Source organism: Myxococcus sp. NMCA1 (assembly GCF_026810205.1).
Classification (GTDB): Bacteria; Myxococcota; Myxococcia; order Myxococcales; family Myxococcaceae; genus Myxococcus; species Myxococcus xanthus_A.
In genome coordinates this window covers 5,640,712-5,665,560 of sequence record NZ_CP113950.1, presented here as the reverse complement: position 1 = coordinate 5,665,560, position 24,849 = coordinate 5,640,712, and the positions used below count along the sequence as shown (strand labels likewise).

Annotated in this window: 19 protein-coding genes and 1 tRNA gene; 10 read left to right on the top strand and 10 right to left on the bottom strand. The window is 67.6% G+C overall.

Going from position 1 to position 24,849, the window contains the following annotated elements:
• Positions 1-48: 48 nt before the first annotated feature.
• Together OZ403_RS23240 and OZ403_RS23235 are read left to right on the top strand one after the other, a co-directional pair.
• A complete protein-coding gene (locus tag OZ403_RS23240; RefSeq protein WP_268781766.1) occupies positions 49-2,373 on the top strand; it encodes a DUF3854 domain-containing protein in 2,325 nt (774 codons plus the stop codon).
• 280 nt (positions 2,374-2,653) lie between these two features.
• The gene (locus OZ403_RS23235; RefSeq protein WP_268781765.1) at positions 2,654-3,166 is read left to right on the top strand and encodes a helix-turn-helix domain-containing protein; all 513 of its coding nucleotides are present in this window, start codon (positions 2,654-2,656) and stop codon (positions 3,164-3,166) included.
• Positions 3,167-3,292: 126 nt separating this feature from the next.
• Here the strand turns inward: OZ403_RS23235 and OZ403_RS23230 are convergent, their stop codons facing one another.
• From OZ403_RS23230 to OZ403_RS23210, 5 genes are all read right to left on the bottom strand, one after another.
• Entirely contained in the window at positions 3,293-3,775 is a 483-nt protein-coding gene (locus OZ403_RS23230) for an HNH endonuclease (protein WP_268781764.1), read from the bottom strand.
• 121 nt (positions 3,776-3,896) lie between these two features.
• A complete protein-coding gene (locus OZ403_RS23225) occupies positions 3,897-4,730 on the bottom strand; it encodes a hypothetical protein (protein WP_268781763.1) in 834 nt (277 codons plus the stop codon).
• A 48-nt stretch (positions 4,731-4,778) separates the two neighbouring features.
• Positions 4,779-5,957 carry a tyrosine-type recombinase/integrase gene (locus tag OZ403_RS23220; protein ID WP_268781762.1) on the bottom strand — a complete coding sequence of 393 codons (1,179 nt, stop codon included), beginning with the start codon at positions 5,955-5,957 and terminating at the stop codon, positions 4,779-4,781.
• A 111-nt stretch (positions 5,958-6,068) separates the two neighbouring features.
• Positions 6,069-6,167: transfer RNA gene (locus tag OZ403_RS23215), tRNA-Sec, on the bottom strand.
• A gap of 51 nt (positions 6,168-6,218) precedes the next feature.
• Complete coding sequence (locus OZ403_RS23210) at positions 6,219-6,917, bottom strand: TetR/AcrR family transcriptional regulator (protein WP_268781761.1); 699 nt, start codon at positions 6,915-6,917, stop codon at positions 6,219-6,221.
• 46 nt (positions 6,918-6,963) lie between these two features.
• On the opposite strand from OZ403_RS23210, the gene OZ403_RS23205 reads away from it, so the two are divergent.
• Positions 6,964-7,941 (top strand): NAD-dependent epimerase/dehydratase family protein, encoded by a 978-nt coding sequence (locus OZ403_RS23205; RefSeq protein ID WP_268781760.1) that lies wholly within the window; start codon positions 6,964-6,966, stop codon positions 7,939-7,941.
• Here the strand turns inward: OZ403_RS23205 and OZ403_RS23200 are convergent.
• Positions 7,895-8,965, bottom strand: a complete 1,071-nt coding sequence (locus tag OZ403_RS23200) for a metallopeptidase family protein (protein ID WP_268781759.1) — start codon at positions 8,963-8,965, stop codon at positions 7,895-7,897. The genes OZ403_RS23205 and OZ403_RS23200 overlap by 47 nt on opposite strands.
• Positions 8,966-9,057: 92 nt before the next feature.
• On the opposite strand from OZ403_RS23200, the gene OZ403_RS23195 reads away from it, so the two are divergent.
• Positions 9,058-9,414: a response regulator gene (locus OZ403_RS23195; RefSeq protein ID WP_002639463.1), complete on the top strand. Its 357-nt coding sequence runs from the start codon at positions 9,058-9,060 to the stop codon at positions 9,412-9,414.
• Between the two features lie 168 nt (positions 9,415-9,582).
• Positions 9,583-11,226 (top strand): chaperonin GroEL, encoded by a 1,644-nt coding sequence (gene groL / locus OZ403_RS23190; RefSeq protein WP_140875952.1) that lies wholly within the window; start codon positions 9,583-9,585, stop codon positions 11,224-11,226.
• Between the two features lie 177 nt (positions 11,227-11,403).
• Here groL and sinM read toward each other — a convergent pair whose 3' ends face one another.
• Together sinM and sinK are read right to left on the bottom strand one after the other, a co-directional pair.
• Positions 11,404-12,507, bottom strand: a complete 1,104-nt coding sequence (gene sinM / locus OZ403_RS23185; protein ID WP_140798919.1) for a signal integration modulator SinM — start codon at positions 12,505-12,507, stop codon at positions 11,404-11,406.
• Entirely contained in the window at positions 12,504-14,021 is a 1,518-nt protein-coding gene (gene sinK, locus OZ403_RS23180; RefSeq protein ID WP_268781758.1) for a hybrid histidine protein kinase/response regulator SinK, read from the bottom strand. The genes sinM and sinK overlap by 4 nt, the downstream gene beginning before the upstream one ends.
• Before the next feature lie 149 nt (positions 14,022-14,170).
• Here sinK and encC point away from each other — a divergent pair, with 149 nt between their 5' ends.
• Entirely contained in the window at positions 14,171-14,563 is a 393-nt protein-coding gene (encC, locus tag OZ403_RS23175; RefSeq protein WP_140793072.1) for an encapsulin nanocompartment cargo protein EncC, read from the top strand.
• A gap of 3 nt (positions 14,564-14,566) precedes the next feature.
• Here encC and OZ403_RS23170 read toward each other — a convergent pair whose 3' ends face one another.
• The gene (locus tag OZ403_RS23170) at positions 14,567-15,940 is read right to left on the bottom strand and encodes a GGDEF domain-containing response regulator (RefSeq protein WP_268781757.1); all 1,374 of its coding nucleotides are present in this window, start codon (positions 15,938-15,940) and stop codon (positions 14,567-14,569) included.
• A 50-nt stretch (positions 15,941-15,990) separates the two neighbouring features.
• Here OZ403_RS23170 and OZ403_RS23165 point away from each other — a divergent pair, with 50 nt between their 5' ends.
• The 4 genes from OZ403_RS23165 to nadC all read left to right on the top strand — a co-directional run bounded on the left by OZ403_RS23165 (position 15,991) and on the right by nadC (position 23,057).
• The gene (locus OZ403_RS23165) at positions 15,991-16,806 is read left to right on the top strand and encodes a chemotaxis protein CheW (protein WP_268781756.1); all 816 of its coding nucleotides are present in this window, start codon (positions 15,991-15,993) and stop codon (positions 16,804-16,806) included.
• A gap of 116 nt (positions 16,807-16,922) precedes the next feature.
• The gene (gene romR, locus OZ403_RS23160) at positions 16,923-18,188 is read left to right on the top strand and encodes a motility regulator RomR (protein ID WP_268781755.1); all 1,266 of its coding nucleotides are present in this window, start codon (positions 16,923-16,925) and stop codon (positions 18,186-18,188) included.
• A gap of 64 nt (positions 18,189-18,252) precedes the next feature.
• Positions 18,253-22,161: a valine--tRNA ligase gene (locus tag OZ403_RS23155; protein WP_268781754.1), complete on the top strand. Its 3,909-nt coding sequence runs from the start codon at positions 18,253-18,255 to the stop codon at positions 22,159-22,161.
• Between the two features lie 11 nt (positions 22,162-22,172).
• A complete protein-coding gene (gene nadC / locus OZ403_RS23150; protein WP_140798910.1) occupies positions 22,173-23,057 on the top strand; it encodes a carboxylating nicotinate-nucleotide diphosphorylase in 885 nt (294 codons plus the stop codon).
• Positions 23,058-23,214: 157 nt separating this feature from the next.
• Here the strand turns inward: nadC and OZ403_RS23145 are convergent, their stop codons facing one another.
• A complete protein-coding gene (locus OZ403_RS23145) occupies positions 23,215-24,828 on the bottom strand; it encodes an alkaline phosphatase family protein (RefSeq protein ID WP_174260574.1) in 1,614 nt (537 codons plus the stop codon).
• Positions 24,829-24,849: the final 21 nt, after the last annotated feature.

Here is a 24,849-nt window from a genome sequence, read left to right as displayed (position 1 = left end):
GATGGCTCAGGGCAGGGGGCCATCAACCCAATTCGATATCTCTTCGATATGGACAACTCGACGAACCTCAATGAATGCAGCAGTGACACCAACACCGACACGGGGAGGAACACGAACACGCCGAAGTTCTCTGCCGCATCGCAGGCGGTTCTGACTGAGCGTGGCATCACCGGCGAAACCGCGATCAAGGCCGGGATTCGCGCGTACTGGACTCAGGAAGAGGGAGCTGAACTTCTCGACCGGCGTGGTGGCCGCCAGTCCATCCCAGCCCCCGGCCTCGTGATTCCGTACTCGGGCTGCGACGGGTACGTGAAACTGCGGCCCGATGATCCTCGGGTGCCGGTTCCCGAAGACCAGATGCCGCACAGCATCGCGGCCGAGTACATGCGCGACCTGCCGCCGCAGTTCATCGAAGGCCCGAAGTACCTATGCCCATGCGGCAAGGGCTCGCTCGTGTACTACCCATTCGGGCCGGATGACCCTCTCCTGCGCTCGACCACGAGCATCTGGATCTGCGAGGGCGAGTTCAAGGCACTGGCGCTGCGTCAGGCAGGGCTCGCGGCCGTTGCCATCCAAGGGGCGCAGAACGGTGGCGATGGCAATGCGCGCTGGATCGCGAAGTGTGAGGGCAGGGACGAGCGCATGCTCGCCGAGGGGCTGAAGCGGCTCGCCGTCGCGGACAAGACCTTCATCATATGCTTCGACTCCGACGTGGACACCAACGGGGACGTCCTCTCGGGCCTCCACCAACTCGGTGTGCTCCTTGCCGGAGAGAGTGCCACCGTCGAAGTCGCGTACCTGCCGCACGAGAGGGGGGAGGAGAAGCTCGGGATCGACGATTACCTCGCCGTGTCTTCTCTGGACCGGGAGTGCCGTCTGGAGCTTCTTCAGGACTCGGTTCGACCATTCAACGTGGCCGAGGCCCTGGACTGGCTGGAGCAGCATTGGGACGACATGAACCGGAAGCAGCAGAAGCTCGACTTCGATCGGGTTGCGAAGCTCGCGCGGCTCTTGCTCAAGAGGCACGACTTCAAGCGGTGGCAGAGGGAGGCAAAGAAGAGGCTCAGCGGTATCGACGAGGACGAGATCGCGAATCTCGCCCCACCTGCCGAAGTGCTCACCGCCGAGGCCGCGTACACAAACTTCGGGACCGCGAAGCTCGTGGAGCACTGCGTCCCGGTGCTGAACAAGCGGTTCGCTCTCCTGCGGGCTGAAGACGGCACCGAGCGCATCTTTTCGGTGAACGCCCGTCGGGAGGTGAATCTGCTTCACGGTGACGCGCACCTGCGACAGGTTCTTCATGACCACCTGAAGGCGCTCTTCGGTCAGATCCCGCCGGACAAGATCCTCGGCGATGCGATCCTGCTCTGGAAGAAGGAATGCCCGCGCCTCGCGGTCGAGCCGGAGCCGTTCTGCTTCGAGGGGGACGAGCGGCATTGCTTCAAACGCTTCAACTGGCAGCCCACCCAGTCCGCCTGCCCGGCATGGAGTGAGTTCCTGGAGCGGCTGAGTGACCGCGAGACGTTCATGGCCTACGTCTGGTCCTGCTTCGAGCCGAAGAACATGGGACGCCAGTATCTGTGGCTCCGGGGCGAGGGGCAGGATGGGAAGTCCGTGGTGCTCGGTGTGTTGATGGAGGTGTTCGGCCCGGCTGCCACGGGCATCACGAACAGCCACCTGAAGGGCAACCAGTTCGTCTACAGCGCCTTCTACGGCAAGCGCCTCGCGGTTTACGCCGACTGCAAGAACCCCCGATTCGGCATGATGGAGATCGTCCGGAACCTCACGAGCGGCGATCACGTCCTGGTCGAGTACAAGGGCCAGACGCCTTTCTCGTACCCGCTCAAGACCAAGCTGTTCGTGGCCAGCAACCCGAAGCCAGAGATCAGCAGCCAGAACTCGGACCGCTCCAGGATGCTCTACATCGAGATCGCCGAGAGCAAGCGCAAGGACGACCCGACATGGCGGTCCCGTCTCATGGTCGAACTACCGGGCTTCCTTTGGATGTGCAGGAACATCTACCAACGCCTGTGCCCGCATCATGGTGACCTGCCGCTGACGGACACCACGCGCGCACTCCAGGATGAGCGCGCTGCCTCATTCGAGCAGAAGTTCCAGGACTTCTTCGACGAGAACTTCGTCTTCGCCAAGGGCGCGAAGCTCACGGCCAGCATCGTCTCGAAGCGATCGCGCGCCGAGCACCTGAGCGACAACGAACTCAGCGACTTCAAGCAATGGATGGAGCGCACCCATGGCATCAATTACCGGCGTACCAACTCCGAGCGGTATTACGAGAACCTGGCCGAGGCGAAGGCTGAGCTACCACTCCCTCCGGAGGCGTTTCCACAGGTGCTGCGGGGACCGGTTCGCTGATGACGACCGTGACAGCCGAAGTGACAACCGGAGTCGTTCAGGCTGTCACCTCGCTCGCGCTCGGGTAGCGCATCGGTGACACCCGTGACGACCCGTTGGTTGGGTCAGAAGAAGCAGAAGAGAAAAGGATCTGCCTCCTTCTTCTGGCCCGACCGAACCGGGTCGTCACTGGGCGTCACCAGCGCCGTGCTCCACCGCCGTAGTTGTTGGGGCTCTCGGCTCGATCCACACCTTCGACACTATCCACCGGCTCCGATGGGAACCGGTCGAGTACAAGCCCATGTTCGAGAACTTCAGCGTCAGTCGTAGATGCTCGTTGCTTGCTCAGCCGGAGCCACCATTTGAACTTGCGCCTATTCCTATTCCGGTCTTCCGTCCTGCCGTGCCCACTGAAGATCATGGGCCCGCGCCGGTAGAAGTCGCTATCCTCCAGGAGTTGGCGGAGATAAAGCGCGAGGTCCGTGCGCTTCGCGCCCAATCGTCCACGCAGAATGCCTCGGCCGTGTCGCAGGCTCGCGCGTCGGAAATGCTCGGCTGCAAGCGATCTCAGGTCTTCAATCTCTTGGCGCAGGGCCGGTTGGAGCGGGCACCGAAGGTTGGTCGGTCCGTGATGATCACGGTGGCGAGCATCGAGGCTCTGCTTGCGGAGGGTACTCCACGGAAGGACAACTCGCGGCTGACGAAGACAAGGGCGAGCCTTGTCTCAAAGAAGAGAGGAACACAAACTCGAAATTGTGAGGGCAGCAAATCCATGCATGCCCTTGAGTCTGCGATCCGTGAGATAGCGGTATAGGGAAACCGATCAGATGGCAGGCGCCTTCAACCATTGGCGCATTAGTATTGCGCGGTCAGATCGGAATCCTTCCCGAGCAGAAAAGGCACTTGAGGAGCAGAGGCAGCGCCCGATTGATAATGGGCTCTAAACCAATTTTTTCTTGAGGGCGCGAACCTCCTCTACTGCGGCATCGTAGGCTGCAAAGACACGGGCTGTAGCTGCTTCAAGCACCGCAAGAACATCAGGTGGCAACTGGAGTTCATCCGCACTGAAGTGCGCCTTCCAAGCATCGATCCGGGCTCGCCGTGCTGCAAGAATATCGGGCGTCGTGCACTTGCTCTTGAGGAAGGGCTCCCACGGAAGTTCTCTCTTTTCGTTCCCATTGCATGCTGCACATGCAAGCACCCGATTTCCGATGTGATTGCGACCACCGAGCGACAAGGGAATCAAATGATCCACATGACCTTCTCTCGCCACACGATTGAGTTCCCGACCGCAGTAACCACATGCAGAGCCAAAGTGTGACCAGACAAGATCCTTTTCTTCTTCGCTTAGCTCCGGGTCGACAATCAGAAGCAACGAGCTTCTGATCGTACTCCTGGCTTGCGAAGGAGTTGCTTTACCCATCTCGATATTCCTTTGCGCGCAAACGAAAGGGAGATCATGGCACCAACAGTAGCCCGGTCATCTCCTCCACAGCCCGAGTCGGCTTTCGCCTCGGGGGGAGTTATTGGGTGTTGGGAGATTGCTATGGAGTTTCTTCCCTCGGAAATGAACCCGATGTGCCCGGGGAGTATTGGGTTGAGATCTTAAAAGGGACCACTCCCCGGAAGGAGGACTCTATCATGCGGCTCGTGAGTATGCCGTACGTGTTTTTGATGTATTCCCATTTTGCACGTTGGTTTGAGCGCTCTACCTTGAGGCCAAGAAAGAGCACGGAGGGATCCTTGATGGTGTCAGGATCGGCCACGGCTCCGATGTTCTCAAATAGGTGGTGTATTTCGGAGTTTCGGAACTCTGATGCCTTTCCTCCAAAAGGATTTACAAACAGAATCTTCTGTCCTTGAACCGAGAAGATGACGCCAGCGAGATCGGGCAATCCGTAAAAAGAGAAGTAGTCATAATAGAAGCATATGTGCATTGTCGGCGGTGACGTTTTCAGGAAGTCTAGATCCATGGAGCGAACCGCTGAGAGCTGCGCAAGACCATACAGGGTTCGTATGAGTACGTCGCGGAAGAAGTCGGAATCGCCGTTCGGGCCAGCAATCCACAGCAGCTTGAAGTCGGCTTCCCTATCGGTTGCGCGAAGTTGAGCCGCCTTCTTCTTAATGATCCCATCAAGCCCATTGTTTCGATCTAGCTCCCGAATGAGCGTCCCAAGCCCCTCCTTGTTTGCTGTCTGAAGCATCTGCGTGAAAGCTTCCGCTGGTTCTTTTTCGGTGACTTCAATTATGTATCTGTCGTTGTTCTTGCTTACGAAGAAGTCTGCCGTGCGTCGATTGGATTCGGGGAGCTTCTCGACGGAATACTGGTTTGCCTCTAACAGTTCCTGTGCGTCTTTCTCTGATCGAGTGCTGGGCATGTTATTGATCTCGGGCTTTAGGTGGAGAAGCTGATTGAACTCCAAAGTTTACCGAAGAGCAGCATCTGTGGTTTGTGCGTCCAGTGATTCGGTCTGCCCGGAACAGTGTACTGTGCGCGGTTTCGCTGGATCCGCCGCATGCTCCAGCCTGATGGGGACGACGTACATCGGCGGCACGGTGGCGCTGACATAGTGGAGGGCCGTGGTTCGGGTGCTGCTGTGGTTGAGCGCCTGGGCGACGGCCTCCAGGGAGAGGCCGCCGCCCTGCGGGTTGTAGAGGCTGCCTCGCTCGACCAGCCACGTTGCGAAGCTGTGCCGGATCGCGCCGAAGTGGACGAACTCCAAGCCCGTGCGCGCGCACACTCGCTCCACGGCCTCGCGGATGGTCTGTCGATCCGGTGCGGAGCCCCGGGCCTGGAGACGCTGGGCGGCGGCGAGCCCCTGCGCATCGAGCGACAAGGTGAACCGCTTCCCGGTCTTGTGCTTGAACGTGACGGTGGCGGCGATCTCACCCTGGTCCTTCAGCACCGTGATCTTGCCGTCGCCGCGCGCGAGCCGGTCCACCTCGGTTCCGTGCATCCCGGTCTTGGCTTGGAGGCACAGCACGTCGCGGATCGCCTGCGAGCCGAGGGCCGCGTAGTGCTTCTGGACGTGCTCGATGCTGTAGCCCTTGAGTTCGTGGTTCCGGCGGGCAGGGGGGACCTTCAGGAAGCGCCCGGGGTTCACCATCGGGTCCAGCTCGCCCGCGTCCTGGAGGAACGAGGTGAAGGACTTGAAGACGATGATGCGCCACTTCTTGCCGGTGTCCCAGGTGGCCAGGATCTTCTTCAACGCCGGTCCGGTCACCGCGCGCAGGTCCTTGCCCGCGAGCGCCGTTGCCCACGCGGCCAGGTAGCTGCGCGTGCTCTTCAGGTACTCGTCGGACCTGCCGCTGGCCTTCAGGTGCTGGAGGAACCGCCGGGCGCGCTCCTCGTCCAGGAACACCGCCTGCGCGGCGTCCTCCTGGGCCTGCTGGGCCTCGTCCTGGCGCTCCTGGCTCGCGGTCCGGTACGCGGCCGGGTTGCGGCGGAAGGCCGCCAGCTCGGCCAGGGCCTCGGCCTCGCTCCGCACGTCCAGCGTGACGTTGTACGCGACCCCGGCAACGGTCTTGCGGATGATCCAGCGCGTGCTTCCGTCGGTGGCCGTGTACGTGCGGCCCCCGAGCCACTTCCCGCTCCACTTCGTCATGCGCGGCTCCCGTACCCCCTCACTTGGGTAGAACTTGGGTACGAGAGGTACAGGAGGGTGGGGCGCCCCGCAACCCGATCAGGGTCGCGTCAGAAAACCCCAATGAAAACATGGCGGTAGGGCACGGGAATCGAACTCGCCAGGGACGCCTCTCAGCGCCCCTCACCGGTTTTGAAGACCGGGCCGGCCACCAGGTCCGGAGGCCCTACCGTCTGCGATTACGCAGGACCCTGCGGACCCCGTCAACCCAGGGCCACGGGCTCACCGTGCCTTCTTCTGCGCCTGTCCCGGCTTCAACCCCGGCATGCCCTTCACCAATGTCGTCACCAGCACCTGCGTCAGCTCCTCCGCAGGCGTGCCCGGAAACCCCGTGCACGTGAGTCTCAAGCTCACGATGCCGTGGACCCCCGCCCACAGCACCTCCGCGAGCTGCTCCGGCTTCGTGCCTTCCTCCAGCCTCCCGGCCGCCAGCAGGTCCACGAACACCTGCACCAGCACCCCGAATGACCTCGGCCCCGCGCCCTCCGGGTGGTCCCCGAACAGCGCCGTGGAGAGCTTCGGGTCCTCCATGAAGATCAGCCGGTACGTCTCCGGGTGTTCCAGGCCGAATCGGACGTAGGCCTCCGCCAGCTTGGGCAACCGCTCCAGCGGGTCCTCCACCTGGGCCGCGGGCTCCAGCATGGCCAGCAGGTCCTGGAAGCCGCGCACGCACAGCTCCTTCGCGATGGCCTCCCGGTTTTCGAAGTGGAGGTAGAGCGTCGCCGGCGCGTACTCCACCGCGTCCGCCAGCTTGCGCATCGAGAGGGCAGGGAAGCCCTCCTTCACCACGATGTCCCGGGCGACTCGCAGAATCTGCTCGCGCAGCTCCGCTCGCTGTCGCTCCTTCCGCTCCGCAATCCCCATGTTCCCAGTGTAGGCCTTGACCAACTGAACGGCCAGCAGTAGATGAACGGTGTTCATGAACAGTGTTCACAAACCACTCGCCGTTCGGAAATGGGAGCAGGACATGGGCACGGTCGCGTTGTTCGGCGCCTCGGGCGTCGTCGGACACAGCATCGCGCAGACGCTGCGGGGGCAGGGGCGGGGCTACCGTGTGGTGGGGCGCTCCCGGGAGGGCTTGCAGCGGGAGTTCGGGGCGGACCCGCAGGCGGAGATCGTCACCTGGAATCCCGACGACATGGCCTCCATCCAGGCCGCGGCCCGGGGCGTCCAGACGCTCGTCTACCTGGTGGGCGTGCCCTACTGGCAGTTTCACCTCCACCCTGTGCTGATGAAGCGCACGCTCGACGCCGCCATCGCCGAGGGCGTGGAGCGCATCGTCTTCATAGCCAGCGTGTACCCCTACGGCCGGCCGCGTACGGACGTCGTCAACGAGTCCCACCCCCGCGTGCCGCACACGAACAAGGGCCGCTTGCGCAAGGCTCAGGAGGACCTGCTGCTCGCGGCGGACAAGGCGGGCTCCATCAAAGTCACCATCCTCCGCCTCCCGGACTTCTACGGCCCGGGCGTGGAGAACAGCTTCCTCCACCGCGCCTTCGTCGCCGCCTCACAGGGCAAGCGCGCCCAGCTCATCGGCCCCATCGACACGCCCCACGAGTTCGTCTACGTGCCAGACGTGGGCCCCACGGTGACGGCGCTCATGGACTCGCCGGGCGCCTACGGCCGCTTCTGGAACCTCGGGGGCGCGGGCGTCACCTCCCAGGCGGCCCTGGTGGAGGACATCTACGCCCAGGCTGGCCACCCCGCGAAGTACTCCGTGCTGGGGCCGGGGATGGTGCGCGTCCTCGGCCTCTTCAGCCCGTTCATGCGCGAGCTGGGGGAGATGCACTACCTGCATACCTCGCCCGTCATCATGGACGACTCGGCGCTGAAGGCGCTGCTCGGCGACATCCGGAAGACGCCGTACCGCGACGGCATCCGCCAGACGCTCGCGGCGCTCAGTCCAGCCCCCGTTGCCACAGGTCATCCTCATCCAGTCCCATGAGGTGACCGACCTCGTGCATCACGGTGATGCCAATCTGCTCGATGAGCTCCTCGCGGGTGCGGGCGAAGCGCTCCAGGTTCTTCTGGTACAGCACGATGGACGCGGGGACGTGGTCGAACGCGTTCGTCACGCTGCGCTCGCCCACCGCCAGGCCGCGGAACACCCCGAGGATGCTAGGTGACAGGGGAGGGTCCTCACCCAGCAGGTCCTCGTCCGCCGGCAGGTCCTCCACCGCGATGGTGACGTTGTCCAGGTACTGCTTCGCGTGGCCGGGCAGGGACTGCACAGCGGCCTCCACCGCGCGGTCGAACTCGGCCTCGCCCAGCTCCACCGGCGGGAAGAACTCCGTCGGCACCAGCGCCTGGGCCTTCGCGAAGCGGCGCTGGGCTTCCTTCTCGTCGCCCCGGCGCTCCGCCAGCAGTCCCTGGTACTGGTGGGCCCAGGCCTCGTCGGGCGTGTCCTTCAGCACCTTGTCGAAGGCGGCCTTCGCCTCGTCGAAGCGGCACAGCTCGAACAGGGCGATGCCCCGCTCCAACTGCGCGTCCACCGAGCGCGGCATGTGCCCCAGCGCCGCGTCCAGGCTCGCCAGGGCCGTGCGGCAGTCGCCCACCTGGTTCAGGCCCATGCCCTCCAGGAGAAGGAACTCGTAGAGCACCTCCACGTCGCCGGCCTTCTGCGCCAGGCGCTTGCCCTTCGCGCAGAAGCCCAGGCCTTCCTCCACGGCCTCCCGGTCCTCACCCACGCGGCAGATGAGGAGGTCCGCGGTGCCCAGGAGCACCTCCAGGTCGTCCGGGGACACCCTCAGCGCGGCGCCGAAGGCCCGGCCGGCTTCCTCCAGGCGGCCCAGCTCCACCAGGGCGGCGGCGCGCAGGTGCAGGGCGTCCAGCGCGTCCGAGGCCTGGGCCAGGACCCGGTCGGCGGCGGCCAGGGCCGCCTCGAAGTCACCCCTCTCGAAGGCCTCTGCTGCCGCGTCCAGCGCCTCCATCCCGCCCGCCCCCGTTCGCTTCGACGTCCGCGTCCCCATGGGGCCGCGACATATGAAGCCGTGCACTTCGTTGTCAACGCCGCGCACGGCTGCTACGTTCCTTCGCCCGTCCTGGTGCGGCGCTCGGTCCCGTGAACATCCTTGTCGTCGACGACGATCTCGAACTCTGCACGATGCTCTCTCGCTTCTTGGAGATGCATGGGTTCACGGTCTACTCGGCGTCCGACGCGCTCCAGGCGCTGGACGTGCTGGAGCGCAACCAGGTCAGCATGGTCATCACCGACTACGTGATGCCCCATATGGACGGCATCCAGTTCACGGAGATGCTCAAGGCGGACCCCCGCTTCCAGAGCGTCCCGGTGCTGTTGATGACGGGCAGCGAGGACGGCTCGGTGACGGACCGCGGCCTGCGCAAGGGCGTGGCGCTGACGCTCCACAAGCCCCTGGACATGGGCCAACTGCTCACCCTGGTCCGCTTCGCGCAGTAGCCCACGGCGCCCTGCCCGACAGGGTGCTCAGGGCCGTCCGCTCGCCTACACGGCCACCCTTCCTGGTTGACATCGTTCGGGCGGCCCTTATGTTGGCGCTCGCCATGGCCGAGTGCTAACGGCCCGTGTCGTACCAGTAAAATCCCCCAGTAAATTCAGGAGGTTGCGATGGCAGCGAAGGAAATTTTCTTCCATCAGTCCGCGCGTGAGGCCATCCTGCGCGGCGTCCGCACCCTGTCGGACGCGGTCGCGGTGACCCTCGGCCCCAAGGGCCGCAACGTGGTCATCGAAAAGAGCTTCGGCTCCCCCACGATCACCAAGGACGGCGTCACCGTCGCCAAGGAGATCGACCTCGAGAACAAGTTCGAGAACATGGGCGCGCAGATGGTGAAGGAGGTCGCGTCCAAGACCTCCGACAAGGCCGGCGACGGCACCACCACCGCCACGGTGCTGGCGCGCGCCATCTATGAGGAGGGCCTCAAGCTGGTGGCCGCCGGCCACAGCCCGATGGACCTCAAGCGCGGCATCGACAAGGCCGTCGAGGTCGTCGTGGGCGAGCTGAAGAGCCTGTCCAAGCCCACCGCCGACAAGAAGGCCATCACCCAGGTGGGCACCATCTCCGCCAACGGGGATGAGACCATCGGCGCCATCATCGCGGACGCGATGGAGAAGGTCGGCAAGGAGGGCGTCATCACCGTCGAGGAGGCGAAGGGCCTCGAGACGACGCTCGACGTGGTCGAAGGCATGCAGTTCGACCGCGGCTACGTGTCCCCGTACTTCGTGACCAACCGCGAGCGGATGGAGGCCGTCCTGGACGACCCCTACATCCTCATCAGCGAGAAGAAGGTCTCGTCGATGCAGGACATGATTCCGCTGCTCGAGCAGGTGGCCCGCTCCGGCAAGCCGTTGATCATCATCGCCGACGACATCGAGGGCGAGGCCCTGGCCACCCTGGTGGTCAACAAGATCCGCGGCGTGCTGAACGTGTGCGCGGTGAAGGCCCCCGGCTTTGGTGACCGCCGCAAGGAGATGCTGCAGGACATCGCCGTCCTCACCGGCGGCACGGTGGTCAGCGAGGACCTGGGCCACAAGTTCGAGACGCTGACGCTGACCGACCTGGGCCGCGCCAAGCGCGTCACGGTGGACAAGGACAACACCACCGTCGTGGACGGCGTGGGCACCAAGGCGACCATCGAAGGCCGCATCAAGCTCATCCGCACCCAGATTGACACCGTCACCAGCGACTACGACCGCGAGAAGCTCCAGGAGCGTCTGGCGAAGCTGGTGGGCGGCGTGGCCGTCATCAACGTCGGCGCGGCCACCGAGACGGAGATGAAGGAGAAGAAGGCCCGCGTCGAGGACGCGCTGCACGCGACCCGCGCGGCCGTCGAAGAGGGCATCGTCCCTGGCGGCGGCGTGGCCTACCTCCGCGCGCTGCCCGCGCTGGAGAAGCTGAAGCTGGGCGGTGAGCAGGACTTCGGCGTGGCCATCATCCTCCGTGCGCTCCAGGAGCCGCTGCGGAAGATCGCCAGCAACGCCGGCGTCGAGGGCGCCGTGGTCATCAACAAGGTCCGCGAGGGCACCGGCGCGTTCGGCTACAACGCCCGCACGGAGGTCTACGAGGACCTGGAGAAGGCCGGCGTCATCGACCCGACGAAGGTGGAGCGCACCGCGCTGCAGAACGCCGCCTCCGTCGCCTCGCTGCTGCTGACCACCGAGGCCATGGTCGCCGAGCGCCCGAAGGGCAAGTCCAAGGGCGGCGGCGCTGGCTCCAGCATGCCGGACTACGGCGGCGACGACATGGACTACTGAGCCGCTCCGGAGGGCTCGGGACGTGAGTCCCGGGCCATCTGGAACTCAGTGGTGGACGGCCCCGGATGCCTCGTTGCGAGGCGCCGGGGCCGTTGTCGTTTCAGCGGGGCCGGCTTCGGAGGTGACGGGGACGGTGGTTGCCGCGGCCCCGTGCCGCGAACCCGGGGCCGGCCGTGCTCAGGGCACTCGGCCCACGAAGCCACCGGTGCCGCTTTCCTGTGACGTGTAGAGCAGGGTGTCGCCGTCCACCAGCAGGCCCCCGGGCCCCACGCCCTCTGGGCCCACGGGCTCCAGGGCGCCGGACGTGCAGGTGCTCACGCGGCGCAGGAAGTCCGTGCCGCCGGTGCTGACGTCCTTGAAGTAGAGCGTGCCATTGAGCTCCACCGGGAAGGCGGGCCCCTGGAGGTCCGTGGCCACGACTTCCGCCGCGCCGCCCTCGCGTGGCAGGCGCAGCACGCGGCCGTTCCCGCTGCCTCCTTCGGTGACGAGGAAGTGCGTGGGCGTGACTTCCAACGAGGTGCCGGCGGTGATGCTTCCGTCGCGCAACGTGGCCGGGGCACTGCCATCCAGCGGCACGCTGTAGAGGCCGGGGCTCTCTCCCGCGGCGACCAGGAACCACACGTCCTGGCCCAGCACGCGTGCTCCGCGCACCTGCGTGTAGCCCGTGCCCGCGTAGAGCTCCTGGCGGTTGCCGCCCGACGCGTCCACGCGCACCAGCCGGCGGTGCGACGTCGCGATGACCACCACGTCCCGGTCGCCCATCCGCGCGGGCAGGACCTCCGTGCCGCCAATGGTGACGTTGTTCACCGTGGCATCGAGCGGCCGTGCGTCCTTCGCGCCCGTCGCCTTGTCCACCCGCCACAGCCCGTCCAGGTCGAGCACGTAGACGGAGTCCGACACCACGGCGATGGCATCCGGCGCCCGGAATCCCGTGGCCACGGACACCGCGTCACCGCCCGCGCGTGGCAGCCGGAGGAGCCGCCCGGGGCCCGGCTGGGGCTGCTGCGGATTCAGGGAGTGGGACTCGGCGATGTAGAGGTCCGTTTCGTCCGCCGCGAGCCTGCGGGGCGTGTTCAACCCGGTGAGCAGTGGGGTGCCCGGCCCCGAGGCCAGCGGCTCGCAACCCGCGTCGCCGCTGCCCGCATCGTCCGTACCGGTGCCCGCGTCGTCTGTTCCGGTGCCCGCGTCGCCACGGCCCGCGTCCGGCCCGTCCTGCGTCGGAGGCTTGTCGGAGGAGCAAGCCACACCCAGCAGCAGGACGGACAGGAGCGCGAGTCTCATGGGGTCTCTCGTTTGAATGCGCGGTTCAGCTCTCGGCTGAGCGCCGAGGCGTCGGACATCAGCTTGGGAAGGCACGCGGCGGCGCCCGCACGCAGGGACTCCAGCGCCGTCTCCATGGTGAGGTGCTCGGCCAGCACCACGAAGGGAGCGCCCTGGGCCAGCGCCTTGCCCAGCTCCAGCGCCTTGCGCCCGTAGGCGGGCGTGAAGTCCCAGCTCACCACCACGCCCGCGGGCGGCTCCAGCGCGGCCAGCTCCGTCGTCGTCAGGATGCGCGCCTCCAGTCCCACCAGGGACAGGGCGTGGGTGATTTGCGCCGCCGCCGCCGGGTTGTCCTCCAGCACGTCCACCCGGCGCATCGCGGGGTTCGTCTCCAGCGGCGCGGGGACGGGCTTCCGGGCCAGCGTGGAGCGCAGCAGGGCGCGCACCTCGCGGATGTCGTCGAAGGGCTTGAGCAGGTAGTCCACCACGCCCAGCTCCAGCGCCTGCTGCGTCGTCACCAGCGACGGGTAGCCCGTCATCAGGATGACGCGCGAGTCCGTGTGCAGCCGCCGCGCCTGCTGCGCCAGCTCCAGGCCGGACATGCCGGGCAGGTTCTTGTCGGTGACGATGAGGTCCACCGGCGCCTGTTGCAGCAGGTCCAGGGCCTCCTCGCCGCTTTCCGCTTCGATGATCTCGCACTCCTTGCCCATCAGGTCGCGGAAGACCATGCGGATGATGATTTCGTCATCCACCACCAGGACCCGGTGCTTCTGCGTGGGCGGCGCGTCCGTCGCGGGGAAGAGCACGCGGAACACGGTGGCCGGGGGCGGGACGTCGCGAATGACGCCCTGCGGGGCCAGCTCGAGGCGCGCGTGGTGCTCGCGGGCGATGCGCTGGCACACCGACAAGCCCAGTCCGGTGCCTCGCTTGTTGGCGGTGATATAGGGCTCGAAGATGCGCGCTCGCAGCTCCTCGGGGATGCCCGGCCCCCAGTCCGCCACGTAGAGGGCAGGGGAGGGGCCCTCCATCGTGAGCACCACCTTCACCCGGCCGCGCCCCGCCATGGCGTCGCGCGCGTTGTTGAGCAGGTTCAGGGTGAGCTGCTCGATGAGGCGCGCGTTGCCCTGGATGGTGATGTCCTCCGGGGCCTCCACTTCCAGTGAGATGCGCGAGGAGTCTGGGTTGATGCTGAAGTGCTTCGCCGCCGCCCAGATGGGGGCCGCCAGGGAGAGGCGCTGCTGGGAGGCCGGCCGCTCGCTCGACAGGCGGATGAAGTCGGAGACGATCTGCTCCATCCGCTCCACCTGGGCCAGCAGCAGGCGCAGGGGCCCGGGGGCGGCGCCGTCCTCCGCGAGGAGCTGCGCGTAGGCCTTCACGCCGAGCAGCGGTTGTCGCAGCTCGTGCAGCACCTCCGCCGCCAGCTGTGAAGTGTGCGCTCCCGCACGTTGCAGTGCCGCCGCCGCTGTTCGCGCGGCCGTCAGGTCCCCTGCCTCCACGGCCTGGAGCAGTTGGGCGAGCGGCGCGGGTGTTTCCATGTGACGAGCATGACGGAGGCAACCGCTTGTACGCAACGCACCTGGAGGGAATCCGTTGACCCGGACCGTGCCGGCGCGGATGCTGGCCGCGTTCTCGTCACGCCGTCCGGAAACCCGGATACCGCGCGACCGGCCTCGGGAGGGCCTTCATGCCGCAGACCAACCCGTTCCACTCGTTGGTTCCCCGCAAGATGACGGACTCCGAGCTGGCCCGCTCCATCCGCCTCAACATCGAGGCGGAGCTGGACGCCATCAACCTCTACGCGGCCCATATCGACGCGACGGACAACGAGGACGCCAAGGCCATCCTCCAGCACGTCATGGACGAGGAGCGCGAGCACGCCGCCCTCTTCTGGGAGCTCATCGCCCGGTTGGACCCAGAGCAAGCCGCGCACGCGAAGGAGGCCGTGGAGAAGTACCGGCTCATCACTTCCGGAGCGTCGCACGAGGCCGTGGAGGCCGTGGGCAAGGAGGGCGCGGCGCCGGCTCCGGCGGACGTCACCCCGGAGAAGCGCCTCACCGTCGGCAGCCTGCGCCGGTAGCCGTCAGGACGCGGCGTGGGCCTGCCGGCGCTCGGCCGGTGGGGCCTCCAGGTCCTTCGCCGCCATGTAGACGACGTTCCGCGAGCCTCGCTTGCCGCGGTACATGGCCCGGTCCGACAGGTCCAACAGCGTGGCCTTGTCCTGGGCGTGCTCGGGGAAGCTGGCCACGCCGATGCACGTGGTGAGCTTGAGCGACAGGCCTTCGCGCGCCAGGAAGTTGTGCGTCTCCATGGTGCGCCGGATGCGCTCGGCCACCTTGAGCGCGCCGCCGGAGTCGGTGTTGCGCAGCACCACCACGTATTCGTCTCCGCCGTAGCGCGCGACGACGTCGTGGTCTCTCACGCAGCCCTTCACCACGCGCGCTGCCTCCACCAGCACCTTGGAGCCCACGAGGTGGCCATGCGTGTCGTTGATGGACTTGAAGTGGTCCAGGTCCAGGAACAGAAGGCTGAAGGTGCGCTGCGACTGGAGCGCGTCCTGGACCTCGCGGTCCACCACCAGGTGCAGGTAGCGGGTGTTGAACAGGCGGGTGAGGTCGTCGACGTACGCCAGGTCCTCCACCGCGGCGAAGCGGCCGAGGTTGCGCAGCGCGAGCGCCCAGTTGCGCACCAGGAAGCTGGCCGTCTCGCCCGCCCACTCCGCGCCCGTGCCGCCGAAGAAGAGCACCGCGTGTCCCAGCACGGCCTCACCCTCCAGCGCGGGGAAGGAGACGGCGCGAGGGAAGGGCGCGTCCAGGCCGTCCAACTCGCGCGGCCCGCGTTCGTTCGTCAGGCGTTCGATGAGCTCGGCGATGAGCGGCTCTTCCAGCGCGGTGGACAGGCCGCTGGTGCCGTGGCGCCGCAGCGCGAAGGCGGAGTCGCGCTCCAGCAGCACCACGGCGCTGGCGGAGGCCATGCTCTGCAGCGCGCTGGCGGTGACCGCGGCCAGCTTCTCGCGGTCCAACGTGGTGGCGATGCGCTGCCCGGCCTCCAGCATGGCCACGTGGCGGCGCAGCGACGCGTTCTCCTGCATCAGGTCGCGCGTGGTGAGCGCGCGGCGCACGGCGTGCTGCAGGGCCTCCGGGGCCACCGGCTTGACGAGGTACTCCGCGGCGCCGCTCTTGATGGCGCGCACGGCGGGGTCCACCTTCTCCAGGCCGGTGATGACCACCACCTCCACGCCCGGGTGATGTTCCCGCACGTGCCGCAGGACCTCCATGCCGTCGCCACCGGGGAGGATGAGGTCCGTCACCACCGCGTCGAAGCGGTCGCCTGCGAGCGCTTCCTTCGCCTCTTGTAGCGTGCCCACCGCCGTGACGGCGTGTCCCACGGCGGTGAGGTAGTCGCCGTACAGGGTGCGGGCGATCTTTTCGTCGTCGACGAGGAGGATTCGCGCCATCTCCCATCGGCTTAGCATCAACCGATGGAACGCTGCTAGGGTCGGCCCCCGTGTCCCCCTTCGAAAGCGGCCGTCGGCTCTGCCTTCTCGTTGAGGCCGGGGAAACCCGTTACGCCGTGGAAGCGACGTCTGTCATGGAAGTAGCGATGCCGGGCGCCAACGGCAGCAGCCTGCGGGGTGTGCTGGAGGTGAAGGACCTCTGCGCGCTGCTGGGCGGGCCGCCCGAGGAAGGCCCGGGCATGGTGGTGGTGCTCGACGTGAGTCCCACCCTGGCGGTGCGCGTCCGCTCCGTGGTGGAGGTGGCGGACGTGGCCCGCGCGCCGTTCTTCCTGCTGCCACCGGGATTGGCGGACTCGCTGGCTCCGCTGAGCCGGGGCGCGGTGCTGCACAAGTCGCGGCTGTACCTGGAGCTCATCGCGGAGGCGCTGCCGCACCGGGTGGGTTCGATGTCTGCGGCGGTTGCCGCCCGGCCCGTGCACTGGGCGGAGGCGGCTCCGGACCGGGCGCTCGTCTTCGAGTCCCAGAGCCGACTGTTCGGCGTCCCCCTGGGCCTGGTGTCGCAGGTCATCAGCCGGGGAGAGGCCTTCAGCGTGCTGCCCGTGCAGAGCGGACCGGTGGCCGGTATTTTTCCGCATGATCAGGTGCTGTGGCCTGTCTGCTCGGTCCCCGCGTTGCTGGGGGAAGCGCCCGTGCCGGAGCCCTTCATCGTCCTCACAGAACTGGCTGGGCGGAACGTGGGGTTGACGGCCACGCGAGTGCTCGGCGTCATGCAACGTTTCGAGCCGGACGACACCGCGGGCAGCTTCCGCGCTCCTGGGTTGAGCGAGCCTGTGGCGTTCCTGGACCTGCAACGCATGTTTTCTTGATCGTCCCAGAGGGCAACTCGTAAGCTGCCCCACTTGTCAGACTGCCGCGAGTCAACCCTCGCGGCGGGAATCACCAACGAATTCAGGGGAGTGGATGCTCCCCGAGGCCCGAACCGATGCCCAAGAATCTGCTGGTCGCCGATGACTCGCTCACCATCCGCAAGGTGATCGGGATGATCTTCGCGACCGAGGACTTTCAGGTGACCGCGGTGGACAACGGGCTGGACGCCATCTCCCGCACTCGCGAGCTGCGTCCGGACGTCGTGCTCGCGGACGTCATGATGCCGGGCAAGAGCGGCTATGAGGTCTGCGAGGCGCTGAAGAACGACCCGGCCACCCAGGGCATCCCGGTGGTGCTGCTGGCCGGCACCTTCGAGGCGTTCGACGAGAATCGCGCCCGCGCCGCCCGCGCCGATGACCACGTCACCAAGCCCTTCGAGAGCCAGGTGCTGCTCGACAAGGTGAAGGCGCTGGTCGGCCAGAAGTCCAACACGATGCCCGCGTCGGCCGCCACGCAGGTGCGCCACGCGGCTCCTCAGCCCGTCGCGGCGCCCGCGCCCGTCGCCGCCGCCGCACCGCCGGGGGCTCGTCCCGCTCCGCCGCCGGGGGCTCGTCCGGGTGTGCCTCCGGGACCGGGCGTGCCGCGTCCGCCGCCGGGTGCGGGTGTGCCGCCGCCGGGTGCGCGTCCTCCGGGACCTGGGATGCCGCCGGGCATGGCGCGTCCTCCCGGCCCAGGCATGCCGCCGCCGGGTGCGCCGGGTGCGCCGCGTCCTCCGGGACCTGGGATGCCGCCGGGCATGGCGCGTCCTCCCGGCCCGGGCGTGCCGCCGGGTGCGCGTCCTCCGGGACCTGGGATGCCGCCGGGCGCCCGTCCGGGCGTGCCGCCTCCGCCGGGTGGTTCCGCGCCGGGCCTTCCGCCGCGTCCGGGCATGCCGCCGGGCGCCGTGGCGCGTCCGGGCGTGCCGCCTCCGCCGGGTGGTTCCGCGCCGGGTGGCTTCTCGCGTCCTCCGGTTGGCGCGCCGCAGCCTCCTCCAGGGGCGGCGCCGCCGCCCGCCGCGCGGGGCAGGGATCCGTTCGGTCTGGGGGCGCCCGCGCCCGCCGCGGCCCAGCCGTCCATCAGCATCGAGGACTCGCTGCCCGACCAGGGTGACGCGGAGGAGATCTCGCTGGACATCGCCACCCCCGCGCCTGTCGCGGCCAGGCCGGCGAGCGCCCGTGCGCCTGCCGCGGATGGGGGCGAGGCCCTGCTGCGCGAGGCGCTTTCGAAGGCTTCCCGCGAGGTCATCGAGAAGATTGCCTGGGAGGTGGTACCGCAGCTGGCGGAGACCATCATCCGAGAGGAGCTCGAGCGGCTCATCAAGGACCGAGAGACCCAGCACTGAGGCGCCTGGCGCCGTAACCTCCTGACCTTTTGCCGGCCCCGGTCTCCGGGGCCGGCCGTTTTCAATGACCGATACCACTGAACTTTCGAAGGCCTACGAGCCCACCGAGGTCGAGGCCCGGCGTTACGCGTTCTGGCTTGAGCGCAACTACTTCCGCGCCGAGGCGCCCTCCGACAAGCCGCCGTTCTCCATCGTCCTGCCGCCGCCCAACGTCACGGGCAGCCTGCACATCGGCCATGCGCTGACGGCCACCATCCAGGACATCCTCACCCGCTGGAAGCGGATGAGCGGCTTCAACGCCCTGTGGCTCCCCGGTACGGACCACGCAGGCATCGCCACGCAGATGGTGGTGGAGAAGGAGCTGAAGAAGACGGAGGGCAAGAGCCGCCACGACCTGGGCCGCGAGGCCTTCCTGGAGCGCGTCTGGGAGTGGAAGGGCAAGTTCGGCGCCCGTATCGGCGAGCAGCACCGCTACCTGGGCGCGTCCCTGGACTGGAGCCGTGAGCGCTTCACCATGGACGAGCAGTCCTCCGCCGCGGTGCGCGAGGTCTTCGTCCGGCTGTACGAAGAGGGCCTGATGTACCGGGCCCAGAAGCTCATCAACTGGTGTCCTTCGTGCCGCACGGCGCTCAGCGACCTGGAAGTGGAGCACCAGGAGAAGAACGGCTCCATCTGGCACATCCGCTACCCGGTGAAGGACAGCGACCGCACGCTCACCGTGGCCACCACGCGTCCGGAGACGATGCTGGGCGACACCGCCGTGGCCGTCCATCCGGAGGACGAGCGCTACCAGGACCTGATTGGCAAGCACGTGGTGCTGCCGCTCAGCGGCCGCGAGATTCCCATCATCGCGGACGGCGAGCTGGTGGATCCGAAGTTCGGCACCGGCGTGGTGAAGGTGACGCCCGCGCACGACTTCAACGACTACCAGACGGGCCTGCGTCACAAGCTGCCGATGCTGTCCATCCTGGACGAATCGGCCCGGATGACGAAGGAGACCGGCAAGTACGCCGGCCTGGATCGCTTCGAGGCGCGCAAGCAGGTGCTGGCGGACCTCCAGGAGCAGGGTCTGCTGGAGAAGGAGGAGCCGCACAAGCTGTCCGTCGGCACGTGCCAGCGCAGCGCCACGGTGGTGGAGCCGCGCCTGTCGCCGCAGTGGTTCGTGAAGATTGAACCGCTGGCGAAGCCGGCCATCGAGGCGGTGGAGCAAGGCCGCACGAAGTTCGTCCCCGAGTCATGGACGAACACCTACTTCCACTGGATGCGCAACATCCACGACTGGTGCGTCAGCCGCCAGCTCTGGTGGGGCCACCAGATTCCCGCGTACTACTGCACCGCGTGCAGCCCTCGGTTGGGGGACGACACCGATCTGCCGCTGGACGCCGCGACGGTGAAGGTGGGCGGCGTGGACTTCGCGCGCGCGGAGCCGATTGTCGCGCGTGAGCAGCCCTCGGCCTGCCCGAAGTGCGGCGGCGCCACGTTCATCCAGGACCCGGACGTGCTGGACACCTGGTTCTCGTCCGCGCTGTGGCCCTTCTCCACGCTGGGCTGGCCGCGCAACACGCCGGACCTCCAGACGTTCTACCCGACGTCCGTCATGGAGACGGGCCACGACATCATCTTCTTCTGGGTCGCCCGGATGATGATGATGGGCCTGCACTTCATGGGGGATGTGCCCTTCCGCACCGTGTACCTGCACGCGATGGTGCGCGACGAGAAGGGCGAGAAGATGTCCAAGACGAAGGGGAACGTCATCGACCCCTTGGACGTCATCCTCGGCGCCAGCTCGGACAAGCTCGCTCCGACGCTGAAGAACAAGTTCCCGCAGGGCATGCCGGCGTTCGGCGCGGACGCGCTGCGCTTCACGCTCGCGTCGCTCACCCAGCAGGGCCGGGACATCAAGCTGTCCATGGACCGGCTGGCTGGCTACAAGGCCTTCTGCAACAAGCTGTGGAACGCCAGCCGCTTCGCCCTGATGAACATGGGCGAGTTCACGCTGGATGAGCGTCCGCTGAAGGAGCGTCCGTTGACGCTGGCGGACCGCTGGATTCTCTCGCGGCTCCAGCGAGCCACCACCGAGGCCCGCGCCTCGCTGGAGACGTACGGCTTCGCCGAGGCGGCGTCCACGCTGTACCAGTTCCTGTGGGCCGAGTTCTGCGACTGGTACATCGAGCTGGCGAAGGGCTCGCTCTACGGCACCGATGAGCAGGCGAAGGACTCCGCGCGCGCGGTGCTGGTGTACTCGCTGGATCGCATCCTGCGGCTGCTCCACCCGTTCATGCCGTTCATCACCGAGGAGATCTGGCAGAAGCTGCCGATGTCCCGGTCGGTGGACAGCATCATGATCGCGTCGTACCCGGAGCCCGACGCGAACCTGGTGGACGAGGCCGCCGAGGCGGAGATGGCCCCGGTCATCGCCTCCATCGAGGGCCTGCGCACCATCCGCGGCGAGAGCAACCTGTCGCCCGCGACCAAGGTGAAGGCGGTGGTGCAGAGCCCGGACGCTCGCACGCGCGAGCTGCTGGAGCGCTGGCGCGCGTACCTGATGCCGCTGGCCGGCCTGTCCGAGGTGGAGATTGGCGCGCCCGGCACCAAGCCGCCGCAGGCCGCCGCCTTCGTGGGCACGAACCTGGAAATCTACGTGCCGCTGGCGGGTCTCATCGACCTGGACGCGGAACGCGACCGCCTCCGCAAGGAGATTGCGCGCGCCGAGCAGGAGGCCGCCGGTGTGTTGCGCAAGCTGGAGAACCCCAACTTCGTGGCCAAGGCGCCCCCGGACGTGGTCGAGAAGGACCGCGCCCGCGTGGAGGAGTTGAAGGAGCGCAAGGCCAAGCTTCAGGACCATCTGCAGCGCATTGCCCCGGAGCCCGCCATGCCCGCAGCGCCGCCGTCCGAGAGCAGCACGCCGACCGAAAGCGTTGAGCCGACCGAGGCCGACATCGCGACCGAAGCCGACGTCGCGACCGAGCCCATCACGCCGCCCGAGAGCGCCGCTTCATTAGAGGCGCGGCCTCCGGTCGAGGGGGGCACTGAATACGAGACGCTCGCCGAGTCCACCGAGGAGGAGGAGGCTTCCACCGTTCCGGCCGAGGTGAAGGTCGCCCCGGATGCGGAAGCAGAGGGCAACGTCGACCTGGCGGAGGAGTTGAAGGACGAGCTCGAGGCCGCGGGCGGTGTGACCGAAGCCGCGGATCCCCAGGTGCAGGAGGCCCTGGAGAAGCTGCGCGCGGGGACGAAGGAAGGCCTGTCTCCGGCCGACCATCATGACCTCGGCGTGGCGTATATGAGCATGGGCCTCGTCGACGACGCGATGCGGGAGTTCAACACGGCGCGCGCCGGTGGCGACGCCCGTGAGGTGCCCGCCGCCGCCAAGCAGGAGGCCGCTGAGTCTGAGCAGACGGTGGCCTCCACCGCGAAGGCCGTGGTGAAGGCCGCCCTGGCCGCCGTGAAGAAGGCGTCGTCCATCGCGAAGGACACGGTGGTGGAGGCCGTCTCCGCTTCCGACGAGGAGCCTGCCGCTCCGGCGAAGGCGCGTCCCGCGAAGAAGGCCGCGGGCAAGAAGGCCGCTGTGACGAAGGCCGCGGGCGCGAAGGGCGCCGCCAAGAAGGGCGCTGCGAAGAAGGCTCCGGCCAAGGGCGCGGCGAAGAAGGCTTCGGCTCAGAAGGCCGCCGCCAAGAAGGCTCCGGCCAAGGCTGCGTCGAAGAAGGCTTCGGCCCAGAAGGCCGCCGCGAAGAAGGCGCCTGCCAAGGGCGCGGCGAAGAAGGCCGCTGCGAAGAAGGCTCCGGCCAAGGTCGCCGCGAAGAAGGCTGCCACGAAGAAGGGGGCCGCGAAGAAGGTCGCTGCCGCCAGCAAGAAGCCGGTGAAGAAGGCGGCGGGCCGGAAGGCTCCCGCGAAGAAGGCCCCCGCCAGCAAGGCGGCGGCGAAGAAGGGCACCGGGGCGAAACCCAAGGCGCGGGCAAAGGCCCGGCGGTAGCAGGAGGAGACGTGCAGCAGCAGGATTACCTCGACCGGCTCATCGCGCTCGCACTCGATGAGGACCTGGGGGCGGCGGGTGACGTCACCTCGCAGGCCCTCATCCCTCCTGACTACGAGGGCAGCGCGGAGTTGGTCGCCAAGGAGCAGTTGGTGCTCGCGGGCCTGGATGCCTTCGTCCGCGTCTTCAAGACGGTCGACCCGAACGTCGAGGTGGAGCTGTTGCGCCGCGACGGTCAGGAGATCAAACCGAAGATGGTCGCCGCGCGCTGTCATGGCCGGATGCGCTCGCTGCTCGCGGCGGAGCGCACCGCGCTCAACATCGTGCAGCGGGCCGCGGGCATCGCGACGCTGGCGCAGCAGGCTGTCACGTCCGTGCGTGGCTCCAATCTGCGCGTCCTGGACACGCGGAAGACGCCGCCGGGAATGCGCACGGTGGCCAAGGAGGCCGTCCGCATGGGCGGTGCCTCCAACCACCGCTTCGGCCTCTTCGACGGCGTCCTCATCAAGGACAACCACATCGCCGCCGTGGGTGGTTCCATCGCGGAGGCGCTGCGCCGGGCGAAGCTCAACGGGCCCCGGCTGACCAAGATTGAAATCGAGGTCACCAACCTCAAGCAACTCGCGGAGGCCATCGAGCACGGCGCGGACGTGGTGATGCTCGACAACATGGACGACGCGCAGATTCGCGAGGCCGTGAAGCTGGCGGCGGGCCGCGTCCCGCTCGAGGTGTCGGGCGGCGTCACGTTGGACCGGCTGCCTCGGCTGGCGAAGCTGGGCATCGACTTCGTGTCCATGGGCGCGCTGACGCACTCCGCGCGGGCCATGGACCTGTCGCTGGAAATCACCGCCGCGGCGAAGCGGCCCGCGCGCAGCAAGCAGCCAAAGCCGGCGTAGCGCGCTGACACGGAGGCGCTCCTGGCTCCAGCGCCTCCGCGTCGAAGGGCGTCCCGGCACTCTCTGCCTGGGCGCGCGGAGCCCTCCCTTCACAGCGCCCGGACCGCGGCGGACGGCGCCCTCAGCGCGCGTGTCCGCTCGCGGCCGTGAGGACCGCTCACTTGCCCGTGAGGACCTCCGCGCGGGGCTTGCCCTCCGCTGACGCCGGCATGCCCATCTCCATCAGCGCCGACAGGGTGGGGGCGAAGTCCACCGGGTCAATCTCCTCCAGGTACATGCCCGGCTTCACGCCCTTGCCCGCGAAGAGGATGGGCACCTGCGAATCGTAGGAGTGCGGCGTGCCGTGGCTGGTGCCGGTGGGGATGTAGTGGAGCAGGTGGAAGGGCCGGATCATGAAGAGCACGTCGCCGCTGCGCCCGGGGTAGTAGCTCTTGCGCATGGACGTCAGGTAGCCTGCGGTGTCCGGCGCGGTGAACAGGTCATCATTCGCCACGGCCGTGATGACCGACGGATGTTTCGCCAGCCATGCCGCGGCAGCGCGTCGCACCGCCGAGTCCACCGCACCTCCCTGGTGCGTCTGACCGCCCAGGTACACGTCGAGCTGTTCGAGCGTGGCCGTCACGTCGCCGCCGAACTGCTGTCGCAGCGCCTGCGTCAGGCCCTCCGCCAGCTCCGCCGAAGTCACCCGCTTCGCGGGAAGCCCCTTGGCTGCCCACTGCTCCGGCATCGCCGCGCCGCCGTGGTCCGCGGACAGCGCGATGACCAGGTTGCCCCGTCCGCCCGCCGCGCGCTCGGCCGCGGCGATGAGGTTGCCCATCGCCTTGTCCAGCCGCAGCAGCGTGTCCTGCATCTCCCACGAGTACGGCCCGTACTCATGGAACACCAGGTCCGTGCCGCTGAAGCTCACGGCCAGCAGGTCGGGCACGTCGTCCTGGCCCAGGCCCTCTCCGGCGATGGCCGCCTTGGCCGCCTCCACCAGCAGGTCATGCGAGTCCGGCGAGACGGCGAACGCCTGGTAGAAGGTAGGGCCCGGCGACGGCAGCCCACCGTCCAGCGGATGGGGGAAGGTGCGGCCCAGGCCGTAGACGTCCGACTCAGCGAGGCCTTCGTCCTCGCCCACGTACTCCGAGGCCGGCCGCATCAGCTCCCACTTCTTGCCGAAGGACGCCTCCGGCAGCTTCCGCGCGTTCAGCGCCTTCAGCCACGCCGGGAACTCCTTGGTGTACCAGGTGCCGGTGACGAACTTCCCCTCGCCCTTGTCGAACCACCACGCCTGTCCCGCACGCCCGGCCAGGGCAATGGACGCGTGGGGTTTGATGGCCAACGCCACCGCCTTGCCGCGCTCCTGCGTCGTCACCCGCAGCCGGTCCGCCAGCGTCTCCACCATGAGGTGCGCGGGGCCGGAGTCCTGGCCCGGCTTCAGCGGCACCTCCAACACTGGGTGTGCCGCGTCCGCGAAGGACATCACGCGCTTCATCGTGGAGCGGTCCACCCACCGGTTGTCCACGATGCCGTGCCGCCAGGGGTTGGCGCCCGTGGACAGGGTGGCGTGGCCGGGCGCGGTGCGGCATTCGGCATAGCCGTAGCGCGCATAAGGAAAGTACGCGCCCTGGTTGAGCAGCTGGCCCAGGCCGCCCTTCAGCCGAGGGCGGTTGCGCAGCAGCACGTCGCTGCCGAGCGCGTCCACACTGATGACGAGCGTGAGCCTGGGAGGTCGGGCAAAAGCGGGCAGGGTGGCCAGCGCCACGGCGAGGACAAGTGCGCGAATCATTGGGATGAGAACCATCCCCGC